Source organism: Ruegeria halocynthiae (genome assembly GCF_900106805.1).
Taxonomy (GTDB): Bacteria; Pseudomonadota; Alphaproteobacteria; order Rhodobacterales; family Rhodobacteraceae; genus Ruegeria; species Ruegeria halocynthiae.
Genome location: NZ_FNNP01000007.1, coordinates 110171 through 126679, shown reverse-complemented (window position 1 = coordinate 126679; position 16509 = coordinate 110171). Strand labels below are relative to the sequence as shown.

At 58.9% G+C, this 16509-nt stretch carries 20 protein-coding genes; 6 read left to right on the top strand and 14 right to left on the bottom strand.

The genetic code is table 11. The features are described 5' to 3' along the window. The first annotated feature begins 9 nt into the window (after positions 1–9). The 3 genes from BLU89_RS16290 to BLU89_RS16280 all read left to right on the top strand — a co-directional run bounded on the left by BLU89_RS16290 (position 10) and on the right by BLU89_RS16280 (position 2530). On the top strand, positions 10–1173 hold the full coding sequence (locus tag BLU89_RS16290; protein WP_074737958.1) for a lytic murein transglycosylase: 1164 nt from the start codon (positions 10–12) through the stop codon (positions 1171–1173). An 89-nt stretch (positions 1174–1262) separates the two neighbouring features. After that, positions 1263–2003, top strand: coding sequence for a class I SAM-dependent methyltransferase (locus tag BLU89_RS16285; protein WP_074737956.1), 741 nt, complete (start codon positions 1263–1265; stop codon positions 2001–2003). Between the two features lie 152 nt (positions 2004–2155). After that, positions 2156–2530, top strand: a complete 375-nt coding sequence (locus BLU89_RS16280) for a hypothetical protein (RefSeq protein ID WP_074737954.1) — start codon at positions 2156–2158, stop codon at positions 2528–2530. 16 nt (positions 2531–2546) lie between these two features. Here the strand turns inward: BLU89_RS16280 and BLU89_RS16275 are convergent, their stop codons facing one another. The 4 genes from BLU89_RS16275 to BLU89_RS16260 all read right to left on the bottom strand — a co-directional run bounded on the left by BLU89_RS16275 (position 2547) and on the right by BLU89_RS16260 (position 8192). Continuing rightward, positions 2547–2897 (bottom strand): hypothetical protein, encoded by a 351-nt coding sequence (locus tag BLU89_RS16275; protein WP_074737952.1) that lies wholly within the window; start codon positions 2895–2897, stop codon positions 2547–2549. A gap of 53 nt (positions 2898–2950) precedes the next feature. Then, positions 2951–6406 (bottom strand): chromosome segregation SMC family protein, encoded by a 3456-nt coding sequence (locus tag BLU89_RS16270; protein ID WP_074737950.1) that lies wholly within the window; start codon positions 6404–6406, stop codon positions 2951–2953. Positions 6407–6546: 140 nt separating this feature from the next. Next, complete coding sequence (locus BLU89_RS16265; RefSeq protein WP_074737948.1) at positions 6547–6954, bottom strand: hypothetical protein; 408 nt, start codon at positions 6952–6954, stop codon at positions 6547–6549. 44 nt (positions 6955–6998) lie between these two features. After that, a complete protein-coding gene (locus tag BLU89_RS16260) occupies positions 6999–8192 on the bottom strand; it encodes an aminotransferase-like domain-containing protein (RefSeq protein ID WP_074737946.1) in 1194 nt (397 codons plus the stop codon). A gap of 153 nt (positions 8193–8345) precedes the next feature. Here BLU89_RS16260 and BLU89_RS16255 point away from each other — a divergent pair, with 153 nt between their 5' ends. Both BLU89_RS16255 and BLU89_RS16250 read left to right on the top strand, forming a co-directional pair. After that, a complete protein-coding gene (locus BLU89_RS16255; protein WP_074737944.1) occupies positions 8346–9116 on the top strand; it encodes a FadR/GntR family transcriptional regulator in 771 nt (256 codons plus the stop codon). Further along, complete coding sequence (locus tag BLU89_RS16250) at positions 9116–9634, top strand: metal-dependent hydrolase (RefSeq protein WP_074737942.1); 519 nt, start codon at positions 9116–9118, stop codon at positions 9632–9634. The genes BLU89_RS16255 and BLU89_RS16250 overlap by 1 nt, the downstream gene beginning before the upstream one ends. A gap of 36 nt (positions 9635–9670) precedes the next feature. Here BLU89_RS16250 and BLU89_RS16245 read toward each other — a convergent pair whose 3' ends face one another. The 6 genes from BLU89_RS16245 to BLU89_RS16220 form a co-directional block, all read right to left on the bottom strand. Next, positions 9671–10231, bottom strand: coding sequence for a F0F1 ATP synthase subunit B (locus BLU89_RS16245; protein ID WP_074737940.1), 561 nt, complete (start codon positions 10229–10231; stop codon positions 9671–9673). A gap of 5 nt (positions 10232–10236) precedes the next feature. Further along, the gene (locus BLU89_RS16240) at positions 10237–10788 is read right to left on the bottom strand and encodes a F0F1 ATP synthase subunit B' (protein WP_074737938.1); all 552 of its coding nucleotides are present in this window, start codon (positions 10786–10788) and stop codon (positions 10237–10239) included. 86 nt (positions 10789–10874) lie between these two features. After that, positions 10875–11099 carry a F0F1 ATP synthase subunit C gene (locus tag BLU89_RS16235; protein ID WP_005981269.1) on the bottom strand — a complete coding sequence of 75 codons (225 nt, stop codon included), beginning with the start codon at positions 11097–11099 and terminating at the stop codon, positions 10875–10877. Positions 11100–11147: 48 nt separating this feature from the next. Continuing rightward, positions 11148–11927: a F0F1 ATP synthase subunit A gene (locus tag BLU89_RS16230; protein WP_074737936.1), complete on the bottom strand. Its 780-nt coding sequence runs from the start codon at positions 11925–11927 to the stop codon at positions 11148–11150. 2 nt (positions 11928–11929) lie between these two features. Beyond that, positions 11930–12262 (bottom strand): AtpZ/AtpI family protein, encoded by a 333-nt coding sequence (locus tag BLU89_RS16225; RefSeq protein WP_074737934.1) that lies wholly within the window; start codon positions 12260–12262, stop codon positions 11930–11932. A gap of 184 nt (positions 12263–12446) precedes the next feature. After that, a complete protein-coding gene (locus tag BLU89_RS16220) occupies positions 12447–13358 on the bottom strand; it encodes a DMT family transporter (protein ID WP_074737932.1) in 912 nt (303 codons plus the stop codon). Between the two features lie 84 nt (positions 13359–13442). Here BLU89_RS16220 and BLU89_RS16215 point away from each other — a divergent pair, with 84 nt between their 5' ends. Next, on the top strand, positions 13443–13775 hold the full coding sequence (locus BLU89_RS16215; protein WP_074737930.1) for an ArsR/SmtB family transcription factor: 333 nt from the start codon (positions 13443–13445) through the stop codon (positions 13773–13775). Positions 13776–13778: 3 nt separating this feature from the next. Here BLU89_RS16215 and BLU89_RS16210 read toward each other — a convergent pair whose 3' ends face one another. The 4 genes from BLU89_RS16210 to BLU89_RS16195 form a co-directional block, all read right to left on the bottom strand. Beyond that, positions 13779–14192 (bottom strand): universal stress protein, encoded by a 414-nt coding sequence (locus BLU89_RS16210; protein ID WP_074737928.1) that lies wholly within the window; start codon positions 14190–14192, stop codon positions 13779–13781. 81 nt (positions 14193–14273) lie between these two features. Next, positions 14274–14552, bottom strand: a complete 279-nt coding sequence (locus BLU89_RS16205; protein ID WP_074737926.1) for a hypothetical protein — start codon at positions 14550–14552, stop codon at positions 14274–14276. Positions 14553–14609: 57 nt separating this feature from the next. After that, on the bottom strand, positions 14610–15521 hold the full coding sequence (locus tag BLU89_RS16200; protein ID WP_074737924.1) for a DMT family transporter: 912 nt from the start codon (positions 15519–15521) through the stop codon (positions 14610–14612). Beyond that, a complete protein-coding gene (locus BLU89_RS16195) occupies positions 15518–16396 on the bottom strand; it encodes a LysR family transcriptional regulator (protein WP_074737922.1) in 879 nt (292 codons plus the stop codon). Before BLU89_RS16195 ends, BLU89_RS16200 begins: the two co-directional genes overlap by 4 nt. Positions 16397–16509: the final 113 nt, after the last annotated feature.

Genomic DNA, 16509 nt, shown 5'->3' with positions numbered 1-16509 from the left:
ATCAGCCTCATGCGTTTCCTTTCCGGCCTCGCCGCCGCCGCCCTCTTCGCTTCACCCGCCCTTGCCCAATGCGGCGGCGGGTTCAATGCTTTCGTCAAAGAGCTGAAGGCCGAGGCCGTTCAGCAGGGGTTTGACACTTCCACCGTCAACGCCTTTTTCAAAGGTGTTGGGCAGGACAATGCGGTACTGAAGGCCGACCGCGCGCAAGGCGTGTTCCAGAAACCGTTCATCGACTTCTCACGCCACCTGATCTCGCAAAACCGGATCGATCGGGGCCAAGCCATGTCGCGCAAATACGATGCGGTGTTTGACCGGATCGAGCGGGAATACGGCGTGTCGCGCGGTGTATTGCTGGCCTTCTGGGCGTTCGAAACCGATTACGGCGCGTTTCAGGGCGATTTCAACACCCGCAACGCGCTGGTGACGCTGGCCCATGATTGCCGCCGACCCGAGCTGTTCCGGCCGCAGATCTTCGCCGCCATCGAGCTGTATCAACAAGGTGATTTCGATCCCGCCCGCACCACCGGCGCCTGGGCGGGCGAAATCGGCATGGTCCAGATGCTTCCCCGCGATATTCTGGAAAACGGCGTGGACGGGGACGGAGACGGCAAGGTCTCGCTTAAAACATCCGCGCCGGATGCACTGATGTCCGGGGCCAAGATGCTGTCGCATCTGGGCTGGCAGCCTGGTCAGCCGTGGTTGCAGGAGGTCACGGTTCCCGCACAGACGGATTGGTCCCTGTCCGGCCCCGGCAAACCGCGCCCGATCTCCGAATGGCGCGCGATGGGTGTGCAGGCGCGCGATGGGACGCTGGCCAACCTGCCTGCCTCACTGATCCTACCGCAAGGACACAACGGACCCGCCTTCCTCGCCTATCCGAATTTCGACGTCTATTTCGAATGGAACCAAAGTTTCGTCTATGTTCTGACAGCTGCCTATTTCGGCACGCGGCTAGAGGGCGGTCAGATCTACGACGCAGGCAATCCCGCACCGGGACTGTCAGGCGCACAGATGAAGCAATTGCAAACCAAGCTGCAGGCGCGTGGCCATGACGTGGGCAAGATCGACGGCATTCTGGGCGCCGGAACCCGCGCGGCAGTGCAGGCCGAACAGGCACGGCTGGGATTGCCTGCGGATGCGTGGCCGACCACCGATCTGCTGAACCGTCTGTGAGCTTAGCCTTCATAGTCATCTATCGTTTGCGGCCAAACTGACAATTCACTAATCTGGCCAAAACACGCGCGAAGACCCGAGACCACTCCATGACAATCGATAGTCGCCGTAAACTGCTTGCCGATGTTTTGCGCCCGTTTGACGTGGGTCAGCAGCTGATCCGGATCGGTGCCTTTGGCGATGGCGGTTATCTGTTGCCCAATGATCTGATCGGCATCGAAGCCTGCTTTTCGCCCGGTGTCTCAAAGCAATCGAGCTTTGAGCTTGATCTGGCCAAATGGGGCATACCGTCGATCATGGCCGATGCCTCGGTGGACGGGCCAGCCGAGGTGATTCCCGGCGCGACCTTCTCCAAGCAATATCTCGGTGCGCAAAGCAAAGGCGACGTGATCTCGCTTGAGGACTGGATGAAGCAGAATGCGCCAGAGACTGGGGATCTGATGCTGCAAATGGATATCGAAGCGGCCGAATACCCGGTTTTTGAGACCCTTCCCGCCGTCTGCCTCGATCGGTTCCGGATTATCGTGATCGAGCTTCACCGGATACCATCAATCCTGACCAAACCGCGGTTCTTTGAAAAAGCAAAACCGCTTTATGACGCGATCGGTGCCAAATTCACCTGCGTGCATCTTCATACCAATAATGCATCAGGATCGATGAGCGTAGATGGTGTCGAATTTCCCCGGGTGGTCGAAGCCACCTTCCTGCGCAACGACCGCATAAAAACACGCCGTCCAATATCAACCCTGCCCCATCCTCTGGATGTGCCACATCATTCCGGGCGGGCCGAGATTGATATACCTGCAGAGTGGTTGTACGAGCCGGGCTGAACGAGGCTTCTCATTCAGGTTTCTATTTAGCCGCGCAAACGTTGCAAGAAACTCTTCTTTAGGCTGTCAAACAAAAGGCGAGAAACAGCCACGGAATCGGCACGTTCGAACTTCAATAGCAAGGGAATGAAACAAGAAGCGCTGAGGTCCAGATGTCATCTAAAACAAAACCCACCATTGTCTGGGCACTTTATACCGTAAGCCTCGTAGCTGTTTTGACCTCATTCTTTGGAATTGTGCTGGCTTATGTCTGGCGCGGGAGCGATCCAAATTACAAAGAAGTTTATGATAAGCAAATCCGCAGATTTTGGACCGCCGGCATCGGTTGGGCCTTGGGTCTAACCTTGTTTGTTTTCGCAGCGTTCACGGACACGCGCCCCGCAGGATCAGGTGTGTCTCTGTTGGGTAACGTCGGCTTGCTGATCATCATAATTACGCAGCTCTGGTTCGCGTTGTCGGCGCTCATTTCGATGTTCTTGATACCCGCACCATCGAGCAATGGGAAAACACCGCGTAAGTTCGCATAGTCTCTGCGTGTCCCGTCTACTCTGACCGCACGGGATAGCGATCCCCTTTTTCATCGATCAGGATCAGCCGCTCGCCGCTGAGGACATACAGATCGCAACGGCTGAACCCGTTGCGATAAGCGATGCAGACACTGCCGTCCTCGGCGATGGAGTAGGTGCCAAAGGCAGAGTCACCGCTGGCATAGGTGTAGGAATAGGCTCCTCCGGCCGAGAACTTGGACTGACCGTCGTCATAGAATGTGAGCGTCTGACCTGCCAGAGCCTTCAGTTCCTGCGGGTTGAGCGGCCTGTCACCGGGTTTTGTGGCCCAATCGGCGGCGGCAACGGGTGTAGCGAACACAAGAAATGGGATCAGAAATCGGATCATGCGCTACACTAACCCGCCAATGTCGGAATGGGTCATAACGTTGCGGTGATCGCTCAGGCGACCATCTGCTCAGCTTTCTTGAGATCAACCGAGACCAGCTGGCTAACGCCCTGCTCCTGCATGGTCACACCAAACAGGCGGTCCATCCGCGCCATGGTCACCGCGTGGTGGGTGATGATCAGGAAGCGGGTATCGGTCTGGCGGCACATCTCGTCCAGCAGGTCGCAGAACCGTGTGACGTTTGCATCGTCCAGCGGCGCGTCGACCTCGTCGAGCACGCAGATCGGGGCGGGGTTGGCAAGGAAGACGCCAAAGATCAGCGCGGTTGCGGTCAGGGTTTGTTCCCCGCCTGAAAGCAGGCTGAGCGTCGACAGTTTCTTGCCCGGTGGCTGGCACATGATTTCCAGCCCGGCATCCAGCGGATCATCGCTTTCGACCATGACCAGATTGGCCTCACCGCCGCCGAACAGGTGCTTGAACAGCATCGCAAAGTTCGAATTCACCTGTTCAAACGCAGTCAGCAGACGCTCGCGCCCTTCGCGGTTGAGGCTGGAAATACCGCTGCGCAGGGCTTTGATCGCCTCTTCCAAATCGGACTTTTCGCTGTTCAGGTTATCAAATTCCTCCTGAACCTCTTTGCTATCCTCTTCGGCCCGCAGGTTCACCGCGCCCATTGCGTCGCGCTGGCGTTTGTGGCGATTAACCTCGGCTTCCAGAGCGTCGGCTGCGGGCATCTGATCAGGGTTGGTGTCGAGCTGGTTCAGCAACTGGTTTGGCGTCAGTTGCTGATCCTCGGCGATGCGTTCTGCGGCCGCCGTGACCGCCTCTTTGGCTGCCTCACAGCGTGCTTCCGCCGCGGCACGGGTTTCGCGCGCTTCAGACGCCAGACGTTCAGCCTCGCGTTCTGCCAACACGATCTCGCGCTGTTGGGTTTCGGCCTCGGCCAGCTTATCGGCAGCCTCTGCGCGGCGCGCCTCGGCGGTGTCGATCAGTTCGTTCAGTTCCTCGCGTGCCTCGGCGATTTCACCGGGGGCAGCCATGGCGTCCGAGAGCTCCTCTTCCGAGCTTTCCTTGCGCTCAGCCAATTCGGAAATCCGTTTCTCAGCCGTCTCCAACCGGTGCCGCCAGCCGCTGAGGTCTTTGGTGACCTCTTGACTGCGACGAGTGCGGGCTTCGCCCTCGCGGCGCAGTTCATCATGGGTCGAGCGGTGGGTCAGCATGGTGATCCGCGCAGCCTCGACCGTTTGCTTGATATCCTCGACCTGCCCACGGGCGCTGTCGAGGTTCCCAAGACTGTTCAAGGTTGTTTCAGCTTCACGCAGTTGTGCGCGGGCTGACATGGCGTCTTCCTTGTGGCGATCCACGGCCAGCGTCAAGGTTTCCAGCTTGCCCTGTGCCAGATTGCAATCGGCCTCGGCCCGGCTGAGCATACGCGCAGATTCAGCCATGCGCTGATCCGCAGCACGGCGCGCCTCACGTGCACGGCGGTCAGCTTCGGTAACGTCGGCCAGTTGCTGCGATAACGCCTCATGCGCAGCGCGCGCGCCGTCGGCTTGCGCCTCGGTGCGGGTGAGTTCCTGTTTCAGGGCCTCTAGCTTGTTCAGTTGTTCGAGCCGCAGGGCCGCAGCGCTTGGCGCATCCTCAGCCCAGGCGCGAAACCCGTCCCAGCGCCACAAGTCGCCCGAACGTGAAACCAGCCGTTGACCGGGTTTCAGCGTGGCCTGCAAGCGCGCACCTTGGTCCGCATCGACCAAACCAATCTGCGCAATCCGGCGGCTGAGGCGATCCGGTCCGGACACGTGCAACGCCAACGGCTCGGCGCCATCCGGCAAGGGTTGGTCGCTGCCATAGCCCGCTACCTGCACCCAGCCTGATGGTCCGTCGCCTTCGACCAACGGCGCACGCAGATCGTCGGCCAGCGCGGCACCCAAGGCTTTCTCATAACCCGTGGCAACGCGCAGCAGATCAAGGACCTGTCCGCCCTCTGCCGTATCGCGCTCAACCAGTCTGGCGAGCGCGGTGGTTTCGGCACGGATCGCACCAAGTTCGCCTTCAGCCTCAGAGCGCTTTGCACGCGCCTCGGCTTCTCGGCCTTGCGTTTCATTGCGTAACTCGTCTGCAGTGGCCAGGGCTTCTTCAGCCGCCTCGGCAGCTTCGCGGGCTTCTTCTTCATCTTCCTGCGCGGTCTCGAAGGCCTCACTGGCGCGGGTCAGGGCTGTCTTGGCCTCATCTACCGCAGCGCGGGCCTTTTCTTCTTCACCTTCGGAACGGGCCAAAGTCTTGCGGCTATCCTCAACCAGACGCTGTACCGATTGATGGCGCGCAACGAGGCGGGCCATGTCTTCGGTTTCCTGCGACAAGTGATCTTCGCGATCCTGCAAGACCGAGGCGGCTTCGCGGGCAATCTCGGCAGCCTCGGCGACCTTTTCGTCATAACCCTCGGTGGCTTTGGCAAGTTCGCGGGCTTCCCATTCCAGCCGTTCGATCATCTCGCCTGCGTCCCGGTTCAGACCGGATTCGCGTTCGATGTCGTTGCCCAATTGCTGGATGCGGTTGGTCAACGTCTCAATCGTCTGGCGCGCGCGGGTTTCCTGATCGGAGAGCTGATCGCGCTGCACTTGCTGGCGCTGCAGCACGGCGGCGGCGATGGCTTCTTCCTCACGCAGTGGAGGAAGTGTTTCTTCAATCTCGGCGCGTTTGGCGGCGGATTCGCGGGCGGCGGCCTCGGCGCGCGAGGCTTCGGTGGTGCGGTCGCGCAGTTTCTCTTCCGCCGCTTGGCGGGCCATGTCAGCCTCTTTCCAACGGCGATAGAGCAACATCCCTTCGGCCTGCCGCAACTGTTCACCGATCTCACGGTATCGAGCGGCCTGACGGGCCTGACGGGCGAGTTGCGCGAGTTGACCACCCAGCTGTTCCAACACGTCATCGACGCGGGTCAGGTTGGACTCGGTGCCTTTTAGCTTCAATTCGGCTTCGTGGCGCCGCTGATAGAGACCCGAGATCCCGGCAGCCTCTTCCAGAATACGGCGGCGGGCGCGGGGTTTGGCATTGATCAGTTCGGCAATGCGGTTCTGCCCCACCAGCGCGGGCGAATGCGCTCCGGTCGAGGCGTCAGCGAACAGCATCTGCACATCGCGGGCGCGCACATCCTTGCCGTTGGTCTTGTAGGCACTGCCCACATCGCGGGTGATGCGGCGGAAAATCTCAAGCTGATCACTGTCATTGAAACCCGACGGGGCCAGACGTTCCGAGTTGTCCAGGGTCAGGACCACTTCGGCGAAGTTGCGGGCAGGCCGGGTGGCGGCACCGGCAAAGATCACATCCTCCATGGCACCACCACGCATGGATTTGGGGCGGTTTTCGCCCATCACCCAGCGCAGGGCTTCCAGCAGATTGGATTTACCGCAGCCGTTGGGACCCACCACACCGGTCAACCCGTCCGCGATGATCAAATCGGTCGGGTCCACAAAGCTTTTGAAGCCGGTCAGTTTGAGTTTGCTAAAGCGCAATGGCTGCTCTTGGTGTGATTCCTATGGGTAAGAAGTCTGCGCAACGGAGGGGCAAGGTGTCAACGTGATTGCGCAGGATATGGGTTGTTTGCCCAAGTTATCCACAACATCTTGGCGAAAATGAGCTGGAATCCGCGAAATCAGTATGGGGTGCATTCAAAGACCTGATAGCCACCATCGCTGCTGGTGCCCTCATAGAGACCATAGTCGATACATTCGTAGTTCGATGACGATACAGCGGACTGCAACAGCTTTTTCCCGCTGGTCTGGTCACAGCCCAAAACACCCACCGTGACCGCCGCATCGCCCAAAACATCAAGGATGGGGCAGCCGGACACCTGCGTCATGGCAAGAGCTGCACGCTCACGAACCGGGCCCAGTCGCGGGGCGTATTGTGGGTTCACGCGGACCGCCTCGACTAGTTCACCGCGGACCCGCACGTCAAAGACGCTGCCGTTTACGGCGACACGCGTTGCGGGCAAATCGCGAAAATAGGGCGTGCCACCCGAACAGGCGGCCAGCAGCAGGAAGGCGAGCAGACGGACCATGCAGCTTTTCTAGCGCCAATATGGTTAAAGAAACCTTTCTCGGTTCAGGCGCGCAGCACCTCGCCCAGTCGGCGTATCCCTTCACGGATCGTGTCCTCATCCGAATTGGAGAAACTCAGCCGGATCGTATTGGCGCCTGTGTCATCGGGATAAAAGGCCCGACCGGGCACAAAGGCGAGCTTGACCGTTTCCAGCGCACGGGCCAGCAGGTCGGCCCCGTTCACACCTTTCGGCAAGGTGACCCAGACGAACATTCCGCCTTCGGGTCGGGTCCAATCCACACCGTCGGGCATGTGCTGTGCCAAGGCATCCAGCATCGCATCACGCCGCGCAGCATAGGCGCGCCTCAGCATGGGGACGTGGCTATCAAAACAGTCCCGTGCCACCTGATAGACGGCCATCTGGTTGATCGTCGAGGAATGCAGATCAGCGGCCTGTTTCAGCAATACCAATTGCGAAATCACCGGCTTGGCGGCCACGACCCAACCGACGCGTAACCCCGGCGACAGGGTTTTCGAGAAACTGCCGCAATAGATCGTGCGGCAAGCTTCGATCGAGCCTTCACGGGCCTGTTCCAGCGCCAGGATCGGGGGGATCGGGTCTCCGTCATAGCGCAGAGCCTGATAGGCCCCGTCTTCGATTATGGCGCAGTCCAGGTCTTCGGCCAGATCCAACAGGGCCTCCCTGCCCCGCAGGTCCACGGTCTCACCCGTCGGGTTGGCGAAATCAGCGGAAAGATAGGCGAATTTGATCGGGCTGTTCCCGGCCGCTTCCCGGTATTCGGCGACCCTGCGATTGCCGTTGATGCTAAGCTGATCAAAGCGCGGCTCATAGGCATCAAAGGCGTTGAGCGCACCCAGATAGGTGGGCCAGCCGACCAGCGCGGTGTCACCCGGCGACAGGAACAGCTTGCCCAGATAGTCCAGCGCCTGCTGGGAGCCGGATGTGATCAGGATGTTGTCAATGTCACAATCCACACCTACCCCGCGCATGTAACCGACCAGCCATTCGCGCAGCGGCGCATAGCCTTCGCTGACCGAATATTGCAACGCCTGTGCCTGATGATCTGGGCCAAGCGCGTTTTGGAAGGCTTCGGCAAAAGCCTCTGCCGGAAACAGGTTCGGGTCTGGGATGCCGCCCGCGAATGAAATGATGCCGGGCTCGCCCAGAAGCTTCAGCAATTCGCGGATTTCGGACGCCTTCATCCGAGAGGTGCGGGTGGCATAGAGTTGATCCATCTCAGTGGGGCCTCCTCTGCCCCTTGGGCAGTAGATTAGGCAATGTGTAACTTATGTCAATAATTCTGACCTAATATTTCAGTCCCCGTGAGCGGCTTGAACACCACCCTCAAACGTGGTCAGGTAAGTTGACCAATTTTAGATGTTAGCCGGATGCCCTTTCAGAAAGTTCAAACCGAAAAACTGTCTCTGGCCGTGGTGCGCCAGATCGAGCTGCTGATCCTGCGCGGTATCCTGCGCCCCGGCGAACGCCTGCCCTCGGAACGCGAGTTGGCCGAGCGGATGGGCGTGTCGCGCCCATCGCTGCGCGAGGCCATCGCTGATCTGCAGGATCAGGGGTTGCTGGCCGCCAAGGCCGGATCTGGCATATATGTGGCCGAGGTTCTGGGCTCGGCCTTCTCACCTGCATTGATCCGGCTGTTCGGCAATCACAACGAGGCGGTGTCAGACTATCTCTCGTTCCGGCGTGATATGGAGGGGTTGGCAGCCGAGCGCGCCGCCCGGATGGGATCGGACAGTGATCTGAAGGTTGTTCAGGCCATTCTGGACAAGATGGAAGCCGCCCATGACCGCAACGCAGCCGAGGAAGAGGCGCATCTGGATGCGCAGTTCCACATGGCCATCATCGAGGCAAGCCATAACGTGGTGATGCTGCATATGATGCGGTCGATGTTCGATCTGCTGCGGCAGGGTGTGTTCTACAACCGCCAGATCATGTTCCAGCAACGTACCACCCGGGACGCCATTCTGGATCAGCACCGCGCGATCAACACCGCACTGCAGGACCGTGACCCCAAGGGCGCGCGGCAGGCGGTCGAGGACCATCTGAACTTTGTCAAAAGCTGCATGGTCGATCAGCAAAAGGCCCTGCGCAACGAAGAGATTGCGCAGCAGAGGTTGAAGCACGAAACCGGAGAAGCTTGATGTTCATCGGGCATTTGCCGGGCGCTTATTTGATCTTCCGAGCGACAGCTCCCAATCTGACCAAGCTTGCGTTTACAGCCGCAATGATCGGAGCTGTTGCACCCGACATAGATATCCTCTGGTTCTATCTTGTTGATGATCGAGGGCACCATCATCATTCCTACCTGACACATCGGCCAATCATCTGGGCAGGCTTTCTGCTAACTGGCCTTCTGGTCCGGCGATGGCTGCAACAAACCGGCACATTTCTGACCTTCTTCGGAGCAGGCGGTTTGGTTCACATGGTACTGGATTCAATCGCAGGCGAGGTCGCATGGCTCTGGCCGATTTCAAACGCAACCCATCCGTTGGTCACGGTGCAGGCGACCCATTCTCATTGGATATTATCGTTCCTCAACCATTGGACCTTCAAGGTTGAGATAATAATCACGATGACTGCCCTTCTCGTCTGGTACTTCACTTGGCGCAGATCAAAGAAAGACACCGAGAGCCCAAAACAAAAAAACCCGAGTGCCTGAGGCCCTCGGGTTCTTCATTTCAATTGACCAGTACGATCAATGCAGTTTTTCACCAACATCCGCGATGGACGCGTCGATCAGTTTGTTCGCCTGAGCGGCGGTCATCTGCTTGGCCAGCACGGCCTTTGCGACCGAAACCGCAACAGTGACGGCCTGATCACGGACTTCTCTAACAGCCGAAGCCTGAGCCGATGCGATCTGATCCTGCGCAGCGGCCAGACGGCGTGCGATAGAGCTTTCCAGATCGACTTTGGCTTGTTCAGCAGCCAGAGCCGCGTCTTCCTTCGCCGACTCGACGATGGCATCAGCCAGGCCCTGAACTTCGCGCTGCTTACGCTCGTACGAGGCCAGCAGACTGCGCGCTTCTTCATGCAGGGCGCGAGCTTCATCCAGTTCCGACTGAATGCCGTCGGCCCGTTTGTCCAACGCACCACCGATCATGCCGGGGACCTTGAAATAGAACAGGACCGCGATGAAGACGATAAAGCCCAGAAGGACCACAAAGTCAGTGTTGCCAAGTGAGAAGAACGGGCCGCTTGCGGCCAGCGCGGGGCTGGCGGCACCAACGGTCAGGATAAGAGCAAGAGTGTTCCGCATGTCACTTATCCTTTCGCCTGCGTGTCTACTGCACTGTTGATGGCTTTGGCATCCGCCTCGCCGCCCAGTGCGGTAACCAGTTCAGCCGCCGTATCTTTGGCAACCACTTGAATGCTTTCCAGCGCACCGGCACGGATATCGGCAATTGCCTTTTCCGATTCAGCCGCTTTTGCAGCGATTTCCGCATCTGCCTTGGCAATCGCGTCATCCAGACCAGACTGGATTTCCGCGCGGGCTTCCGCTGCGATACGCTGTGCCTCAGAACGGGCATCGGCCAGCGCCTTGTTATAGGCCTCTTCAGCCTCGACCGCTTTGGCCTTTAGATCTTCGGCCGCAGCCAGGTCATTTGTAATGGTCCCCTGACGCTCTGCCAGGATTGCCGCGATGCGAGGCAAGGCCACGCGGGACAGGACCAGAAAGATGACGACCAGCGTAATGACCAGCCAGAAAATCTGGTTGGGGAACCAATCGAAGCAGAGCTGTGGCATACCAATCGCCGACCCATGAGAGTCAACGCAGGTGCCAGCTACTTCTTTGGCAAGGGGTTCAGTCGCCATGATGTCCTCCGTCGGAACGTTGTCTTTACAATAGGTGGGCCGCTATGGCTTGGACCCACCTGCGCGTAAGGATCAGGTTCCGCAGATTAGACGGCGAACATCAGCAGCAGCGAGACCAGGAATGCAAAGATCCCCAGGGCTTCTGCGAATGCGATACCGATGAACAGGGTTGCGGTCTGCGAAGCAGCCGCCGAAGGGTTGCGCAGGGCGCCGGCCAGGAAGTTGCCTGCAACGTTGCCCACCCCGATTGCGGCTGCGCCGGAACCGATTGCTGCCAGGCCTGCGCCGATGTGTGCGAGATCGCCTTCCATGATGTTTCTCCTTACGAATTGGAAGTTTCGATGTTGGGTTATCAGACCTTAGTGCGACGGATGCAGAGCATCTTTCAGATAAACACAGGTCAGAATGGTGAATACGTAGGCCTGAATGAAGGCCACCAGGACTTCAAGGCCGTACATTGCGGTGATCGCCAGAACGGACACAGGCGAGATCACTGCAATCGCGGCGAAGCCTGCGAAAACCTTGATCACGGCGTGGCCAGCCATGACGTTACCGGCAAGACGAATAGAGTGGCTGACGGGGCGTACAAAGTACGAGATCAGCTCGATGATCGCCAGAACAGGACGCAGCGCCAGCGGTGCGCTGGAGACCCAGAACAGGCCCAGGAATCCGGCACCGTTCTTGACGAAACCCAGGATGGTCACAGTCAGGAACACAGCCAAAGCCAGCGGGATTGTCACGGCGAAATGCGATGTGGTGGTGAACGAGGTCGGGATCAGGCCCAGGAAGTTCGCAACGACAATGAACATGAACAGCGTCATGACATAAGGGAAGTACTTGATGCCTTCCTTGCCGCAGATGTCTTCCAGCATCTTGTAGATGAAGCCGTAAGCCAGTTCCGCGACCGACTGCATACGGGTCGGCACGATGGCGCGCTTCGAGGTGCTGAGGACCAGCAGGCCAATAATGGCCAGAATGGCGAAGAACAACCACAGCGTCACGTTGGTGGGCGTGTACCATGCAATTGCGCCGTCACCGAACAGCGGCTCGACGATGAACTGGTCCATCGGGTGGAACACCAGGCTGCTGCTTTCTGCTGCGCCTTCGGCGCCGTGTGCTGCGGTGGTCTCAGTCGCCACGTTCAGTCCCTCTCGTCCTTCTCGGCCATATGTGCGGCCGCTTGTTTCTCTTGAGCCTCTTGTGCGCTGCGGAGCATAACTTTCACTCCGGCGACAAGGCCCAGCAATGTGAACAGCACCAGAAAGATCGGGATTGTCCCGAGCAGGCTGTCAAGCCCGTATCCGATGCCAAATCCGATCCCCAGACCGGATACCATTTCAATGACCATCCGCCAGGCAAGCTCGCCCCCCGAAAAGTCGGCGTCTGCGCGGGCTTCGGGCTTTTTGGCCTTTTTCGTCGCCGCGATCTTGGCCTCAAGCTGCGCCATACGCTGCTTTTGGTCATCATCGGTCACGGGCGTTTCCCTCGTACAGTCTTGGGTAGGGTGCTAAGGGGCATGGAGCACAGAGTCAACGGTGTTGAAGATGCGGGCGATACATCTGTAAGCCTATGATTCTTATTCTATAAATCATATGCCCGCTGAACACTGAGGATGCGCTATAGCGATAGAGCAGGCCGCTGGGCTTGAATCTGCATATTCAACCTTTTGGTTGATCTTTGTTGCCCTTGTCCGCTCGCCATCTCCTGACTATCCGCCCGTCGATCAGCAACAGCCCCGCGAATATGGCCGCCATACCCAGCAGATGTTCGGGCAAAAGTGCCTCACCCAGAACCGATGTTCCCAGCACCAGCGCCGAAATCGGGGCGATCAGGGTGACGGTTGAGATATTGGTTGGCCCCACCTTGGGCAGCAGCCAGTAGAACGCGATAAAGGCCGCCGAGGTCAGGACAAACCCGATCATCAGCAGCGACGCCCATGTCTCGACCCGCGTAATATGAGGCAACCCTTCACGCCACAATGCTAGCGGAGCGATGGCCAGCGTCGCGCCCGTCAGGGCCAGCGCCACCAGCACCACAGGCTGCATGTCGCGAAACGAGCGAGCGATGTTGAGCGAGAAGGCATAGCAAACAGGCGCGCACAGGATTAGCAGGATGGCCCAGAACTCAGATGTCGCTCCGGCGTTCAGAACAGGCAAAGACAGCACCACGATGCCGGTGAAACCACATATGACACCCAGCGATTTAAGCAGCGTGGCGCGTTCGCTGCCCGGCCAGAAATGCGAGACGATGACCGCAAAGGCAGGTGTCGTCGCGTTTACAATACCAGCCACGCCTGAGGCGATCTGCTGCTGCCCCAGCGCGTAAAACGCAAAGGGTGCTGCATAGCTGAGCGCTCCAAAGCCAAGCAATCCAACGGCGCGTGCCATGGTCAAGCGCACCGGCAGACGCGCGCCGATGACATAGAGCCAGCAGCCCAGCGCACCGAATGCGACACGCCCCATCGATACCGATAGTGGCCCCAATTCGCGCAGCAAAATTGCGTTGAACATGAAAGACATGCCCCAGCCGATGCCAAGGATGCAGATCACCAGCCAGTATTTCAGCGCCATTGCCTGCCCCTTTGCTTAGCCTTGGGGCACAGTGATCTTTTGGCGGAAATTGTCAAACCGCTTCCTGCGCTTTAGGTAAGAGCCATGTCCAACGATCTCGACACCGTTTTCGCGGCCCTTGCCGACCCCACCCGCCGCGCCATCCTTGCGATGCTGCTTGAGGATGATATGGCCGTGACAGACGTGGCCGAACCGTTCGAGATGTCTCTGGCCGCGATCTCGAAACATCTGGTCATTCTGACCAGAGCCGGATTGATCTCGCAGGAGAAACGCGGGCGGGTGAAATGGTGCAAGCTTGAGCCTGACGCCTTACGCGCGACATCGGTCTGGATGCAGGGGTTCGGGCAGTTCGAACCGGTCAATCTGGATGCGTTCGAACGGTTTCTCGAGATTGAGCTACCCACGGATGAGGCCTGAAGCTTAGCGGACGACAAAGACCGACATGGTGGTGTGCTTGGCCAGATATTCCGCATGGCTGGAAAAGATGTAATCGGTGATCCGGGGCGCATGGGTACCGACGACGATCAGATCGGCCCCTATTTCCTCTGCGGTGCGCGTCAGATTTTTGTCGATCTCAACCGCAACATCGACCGAGTAAATGTTGCGCGTGTCTACCTGTCTGCCGCTCTGCTTTGCGATTTCTCTGGCGCAGGTTTTCATCTCGCGCTCAATCGCTTCGCTCGTCATATGGGTATCTCCGGGTTGCGAGCCGGTGACACTGACGATGGTGACTTTGGCGCCCTGCCACTCGGCCAATTGCGCGGCAACTTCAATGGCTTTCTTGACCTCTGGTGGCATGTGCAGGTCAATCGGGACCATTATATGTCTGAACATTGCGGCGTCCTCCTTAGCAAGAGATATGTCGGTATGCGCACATAACCAATCATGCGCACCATACTGGCGCTGTAATGCCCCCTAACCCTCTCGACTGTACTCGACCCCCGTCACAACACCCGTCGCATCGGCCCGGCAGAGCCACGGTGCTTCTGCCCCGGCCACGAAAACGCTTGTGACCGAGCCCGTCGGGTCGGACTGGGTTGAGATTGCTTTGACGCCGGACGGACCTGTATCGGTTTCTGCACCCACCAGAGCCTCGCAACTGGCTTGCAGGTCGGCCTGTTCTGCGTCGTCCGCTCCGCCGAAGGCACAGGCAGACAGCATCAGCAGCGCGGGTATGAATGACAGTGTTTGCATGGCTCAGATCCTCGATAGTGACGCGCAGGCTGCCACAACAAGTACAAAACACAAGCTTCAATTCGAGCGCACAGGGGTGTTGGCCGGAGCATCTTCACCTTTCAGCAGCAACAACAGGGCAACAGCAGTAAGCGCAGCCCCAACCAATACCAACGCTGTCGGAGCAGGACGTCCCAAAGCGATTTCCCACAGGATCACCCAACTGGGTGTCAGGTAGGTATAGGCCATCACCTTGGCGGCAGGCAGGCGCAAGGCCGAGTACTGAACCAATACAAAGCTGGCAGCAGTGGCAAACAGCGCAATATAGAGCAGAGTCACCCAGACGATCCCCGGCAGGTTGGCCCAATTCGTCGCACGAATGTCCGACCAACCCCACAGCGTCAGGATCAAACACCCTGCCACCAGCGTGCCGAGGGTAAACACCACTGCGGGCTCCCCTCGGTTCAATCGCCGCACCATGGGTGTATAGATGGCATGTGCCGCGCAACCCCAGAAATAGATGATCTCTCCGCCTCCGATCTCGAAGACCTGAAACGCCTGCCAATCGGCCCTGAAAATCACCCAAAGCGCGCCGACCGCGCCAACGGTCAAAGCCAGCGCCATACGTGGCGTAGTGATCTGGCGCAGAAGCAGCCACCCGGCTAGCGCCGACATCACAGGGGTCAACGTAAAGACTGCGGCCGCACTGACCGGCGGTGCGGTCTTCAGGCCGTAGAACATCAACACGAAGTAAGACCCAAACAACCCGCCCAGCACCAGATAGCGCCACGGTGCTTGTGTTGCACTGCGCGGTATGCCCGTTGTGATTAGGGCCGCGAGGCCGATCACCACAGCTGCAATGGCAAAACGTGCCGCCGTGATTGCCGAGGGCGCGATTTCGTTCGCAACCATCGAGCCCAACGAGAAACTGCCCGCCACCAAAGCCGAGAACGTCAACATGGCCAGATGGCCGCGCGCTTGCGGAGTCACGGCAGCCAGCCTTTGGATTGATCTTTCAGAAAGGACAGAAAGGCCTGCACCTTGGTCGTCCGGTGCAGATCCACATGGGTCACCAGCCACAGATTGCCCGACCACTCGGGCAGAGGCTCCATCACTTCGACCAGATCGGGATCGCGCGCGGCCTCCCACCGGGCCATGAAACCGATGCCTGCCCCGGCCAGAACGGCCTCGCGCATACAGAAGTTGTTGGTGCAGCGGAAGGTGATCGCCTGTTCCGGTACGTTGGCGCGCAACCAGCGGGAAAACGGTGCGCGGCTGTTTTCGTCGTCATTGCCAACGAAGTGATGATTGGCAAAGTCTTCCACATCGGACGGTTTGCCGCGACGCGCAATGTAATTCTTGCTGGCGAACAAACCGACCTCTTGCGGGATGAAGGGCTGCACCACGTTGTCCGGCTGATCCGGTGCGGCCCCGGCGCGGATAGCCACATGTGCCTCGCCATATTCCAGACGGAACAGTCGGTCGCCGGTCAGATAGCGCACGATCAACTCCGGGTGGGACTGCTGAAACTCGGTCAGCGTCGGTACAATCAGCGGCGCCAGAGAGGCCAGCGATGTGACCACAAGTTCACCCGAGACATCATCTCCGCGCCCCTTCATGCGCCCGACCAGTTGATTGAACTGATCTTCGGTCGCCTGAGCCACGCGCAGCAGATCCTCGCCTGCCTCAGTTGGGGTGTAACCGCGCGCATGGCGCTGGAACAGTTTGACACCCAGCCGCGCCTCGATCGCATCGATATGGCGAATGACCGTGGCATGGTGCACACCCAGCACCTCGGCGGCACCGCTAACCGTTCCCATGCGGGCCACCTGATAGGCGGTTCTCACTTCGTCCCAATTGTCCATTGCATGCGTTCCACTGTGCAAATTCTAACAATGGGTGTGGGTATATCCGAGTTTTGTTCACATTCGCAACAATCATATTGAGGCGACAAAAGGGAAACCTCAAACAAAGGACA

Excerpts from the sequence above, each read along its gene's own strand:
- BLU89_RS16290 (WP_074737958.1), top strand. The coding sequence starts at position 10 with ATGCGTTTCCTTTCCGGCCTCGCCGCCGCCGCCCTCTTCGCTTCACCC.
- BLU89_RS16255 (WP_074737944.1), top strand. The coding sequence starts at position 8,346 with ATGCCCTTTCAGAAAGTTCAAACCGAAAAACTGTCTCTGGCCGTGGTG.
- BLU89_RS16265 (WP_074737948.1), bottom strand. The coding sequence starts at position 6,954 with ATGGTCCGTCTGCTCGCCTTCCTGCTGCTGGCCGCCTGTTCGGGTGGC.
- BLU89_RS16210 (WP_074737928.1), bottom strand. The coding sequence starts at position 14,192 with ATGTTCAGACATATAATGGTCCCGATTGACCTGCACATGCCACCAGAG.
- BLU89_RS16205 (WP_074737926.1), bottom strand. The coding sequence starts at position 14,552 with ATGCAAACACTGTCATTCATACCCGCGCTGCTGATGCTGTCTGCCTGT.
- BLU89_RS16280 (WP_074737954.1), top strand. The coding sequence starts at position 2,156 with ATGTCATCTAAAACAAAACCCACCATTGTCTGGGCACTTTATACCGTA.
- BLU89_RS16235 (WP_005981269.1), bottom strand. The coding sequence starts at position 11,099 with ATGGAAGGCGATCTCGCACACATCGGCGCAGGCCTGGCAGCAATCGGT.
- BLU89_RS16250 (WP_074737942.1), top strand. The coding sequence starts at position 9,116 with ATGTTCATCGGGCATTTGCCGGGCGCTTATTTGATCTTCCGAGCGACA.
- BLU89_RS16240 (WP_074737938.1), bottom strand. The coding sequence starts at position 10,788 with ATGGCGACTGAACCCCTTGCCAAAGAAGTAGCTGGCACCTGCGTTGAC.
- BLU89_RS16245 (WP_074737940.1), bottom strand. The coding sequence starts at position 10,231 with ATGCGGAACACTCTTGCTCTTATCCTGACCGTTGGTGCCGCCAGCCCC.
- BLU89_RS16285 (WP_074737956.1), top strand. The coding sequence starts at position 1,263 with ATGACAATCGATAGTCGCCGTAAACTGCTTGCCGATGTTTTGCGCCCG.
- BLU89_RS16275 (WP_074737952.1), bottom strand. The coding sequence starts at position 2,897 with ATGATCCGATTTCTGATCCCATTTCTTGTGTTCGCTACACCCGTTGCC.
- BLU89_RS16195 (WP_074737922.1), bottom strand. The coding sequence starts at position 16,396 with ATGGACAATTGGGACGAAGTGAGAACCGCCTATCAGGTGGCCCGCATG.
- BLU89_RS16260 (WP_074737946.1), bottom strand. The coding sequence starts at position 8,192 with ATGGATCAACTCTATGCCACCCGCACCTCTCGGATGAAGGCGTCCGAA.
- BLU89_RS16220 (WP_074737932.1), bottom strand. The coding sequence starts at position 13,358 with ATGGCGCTGAAATACTGGCTGGTGATCTGCATCCTTGGCATCGGCTGG.
- BLU89_RS16215 (WP_074737930.1), top strand. The coding sequence starts at position 13,443 with ATGTCCAACGATCTCGACACCGTTTTCGCGGCCCTTGCCGACCCCACC.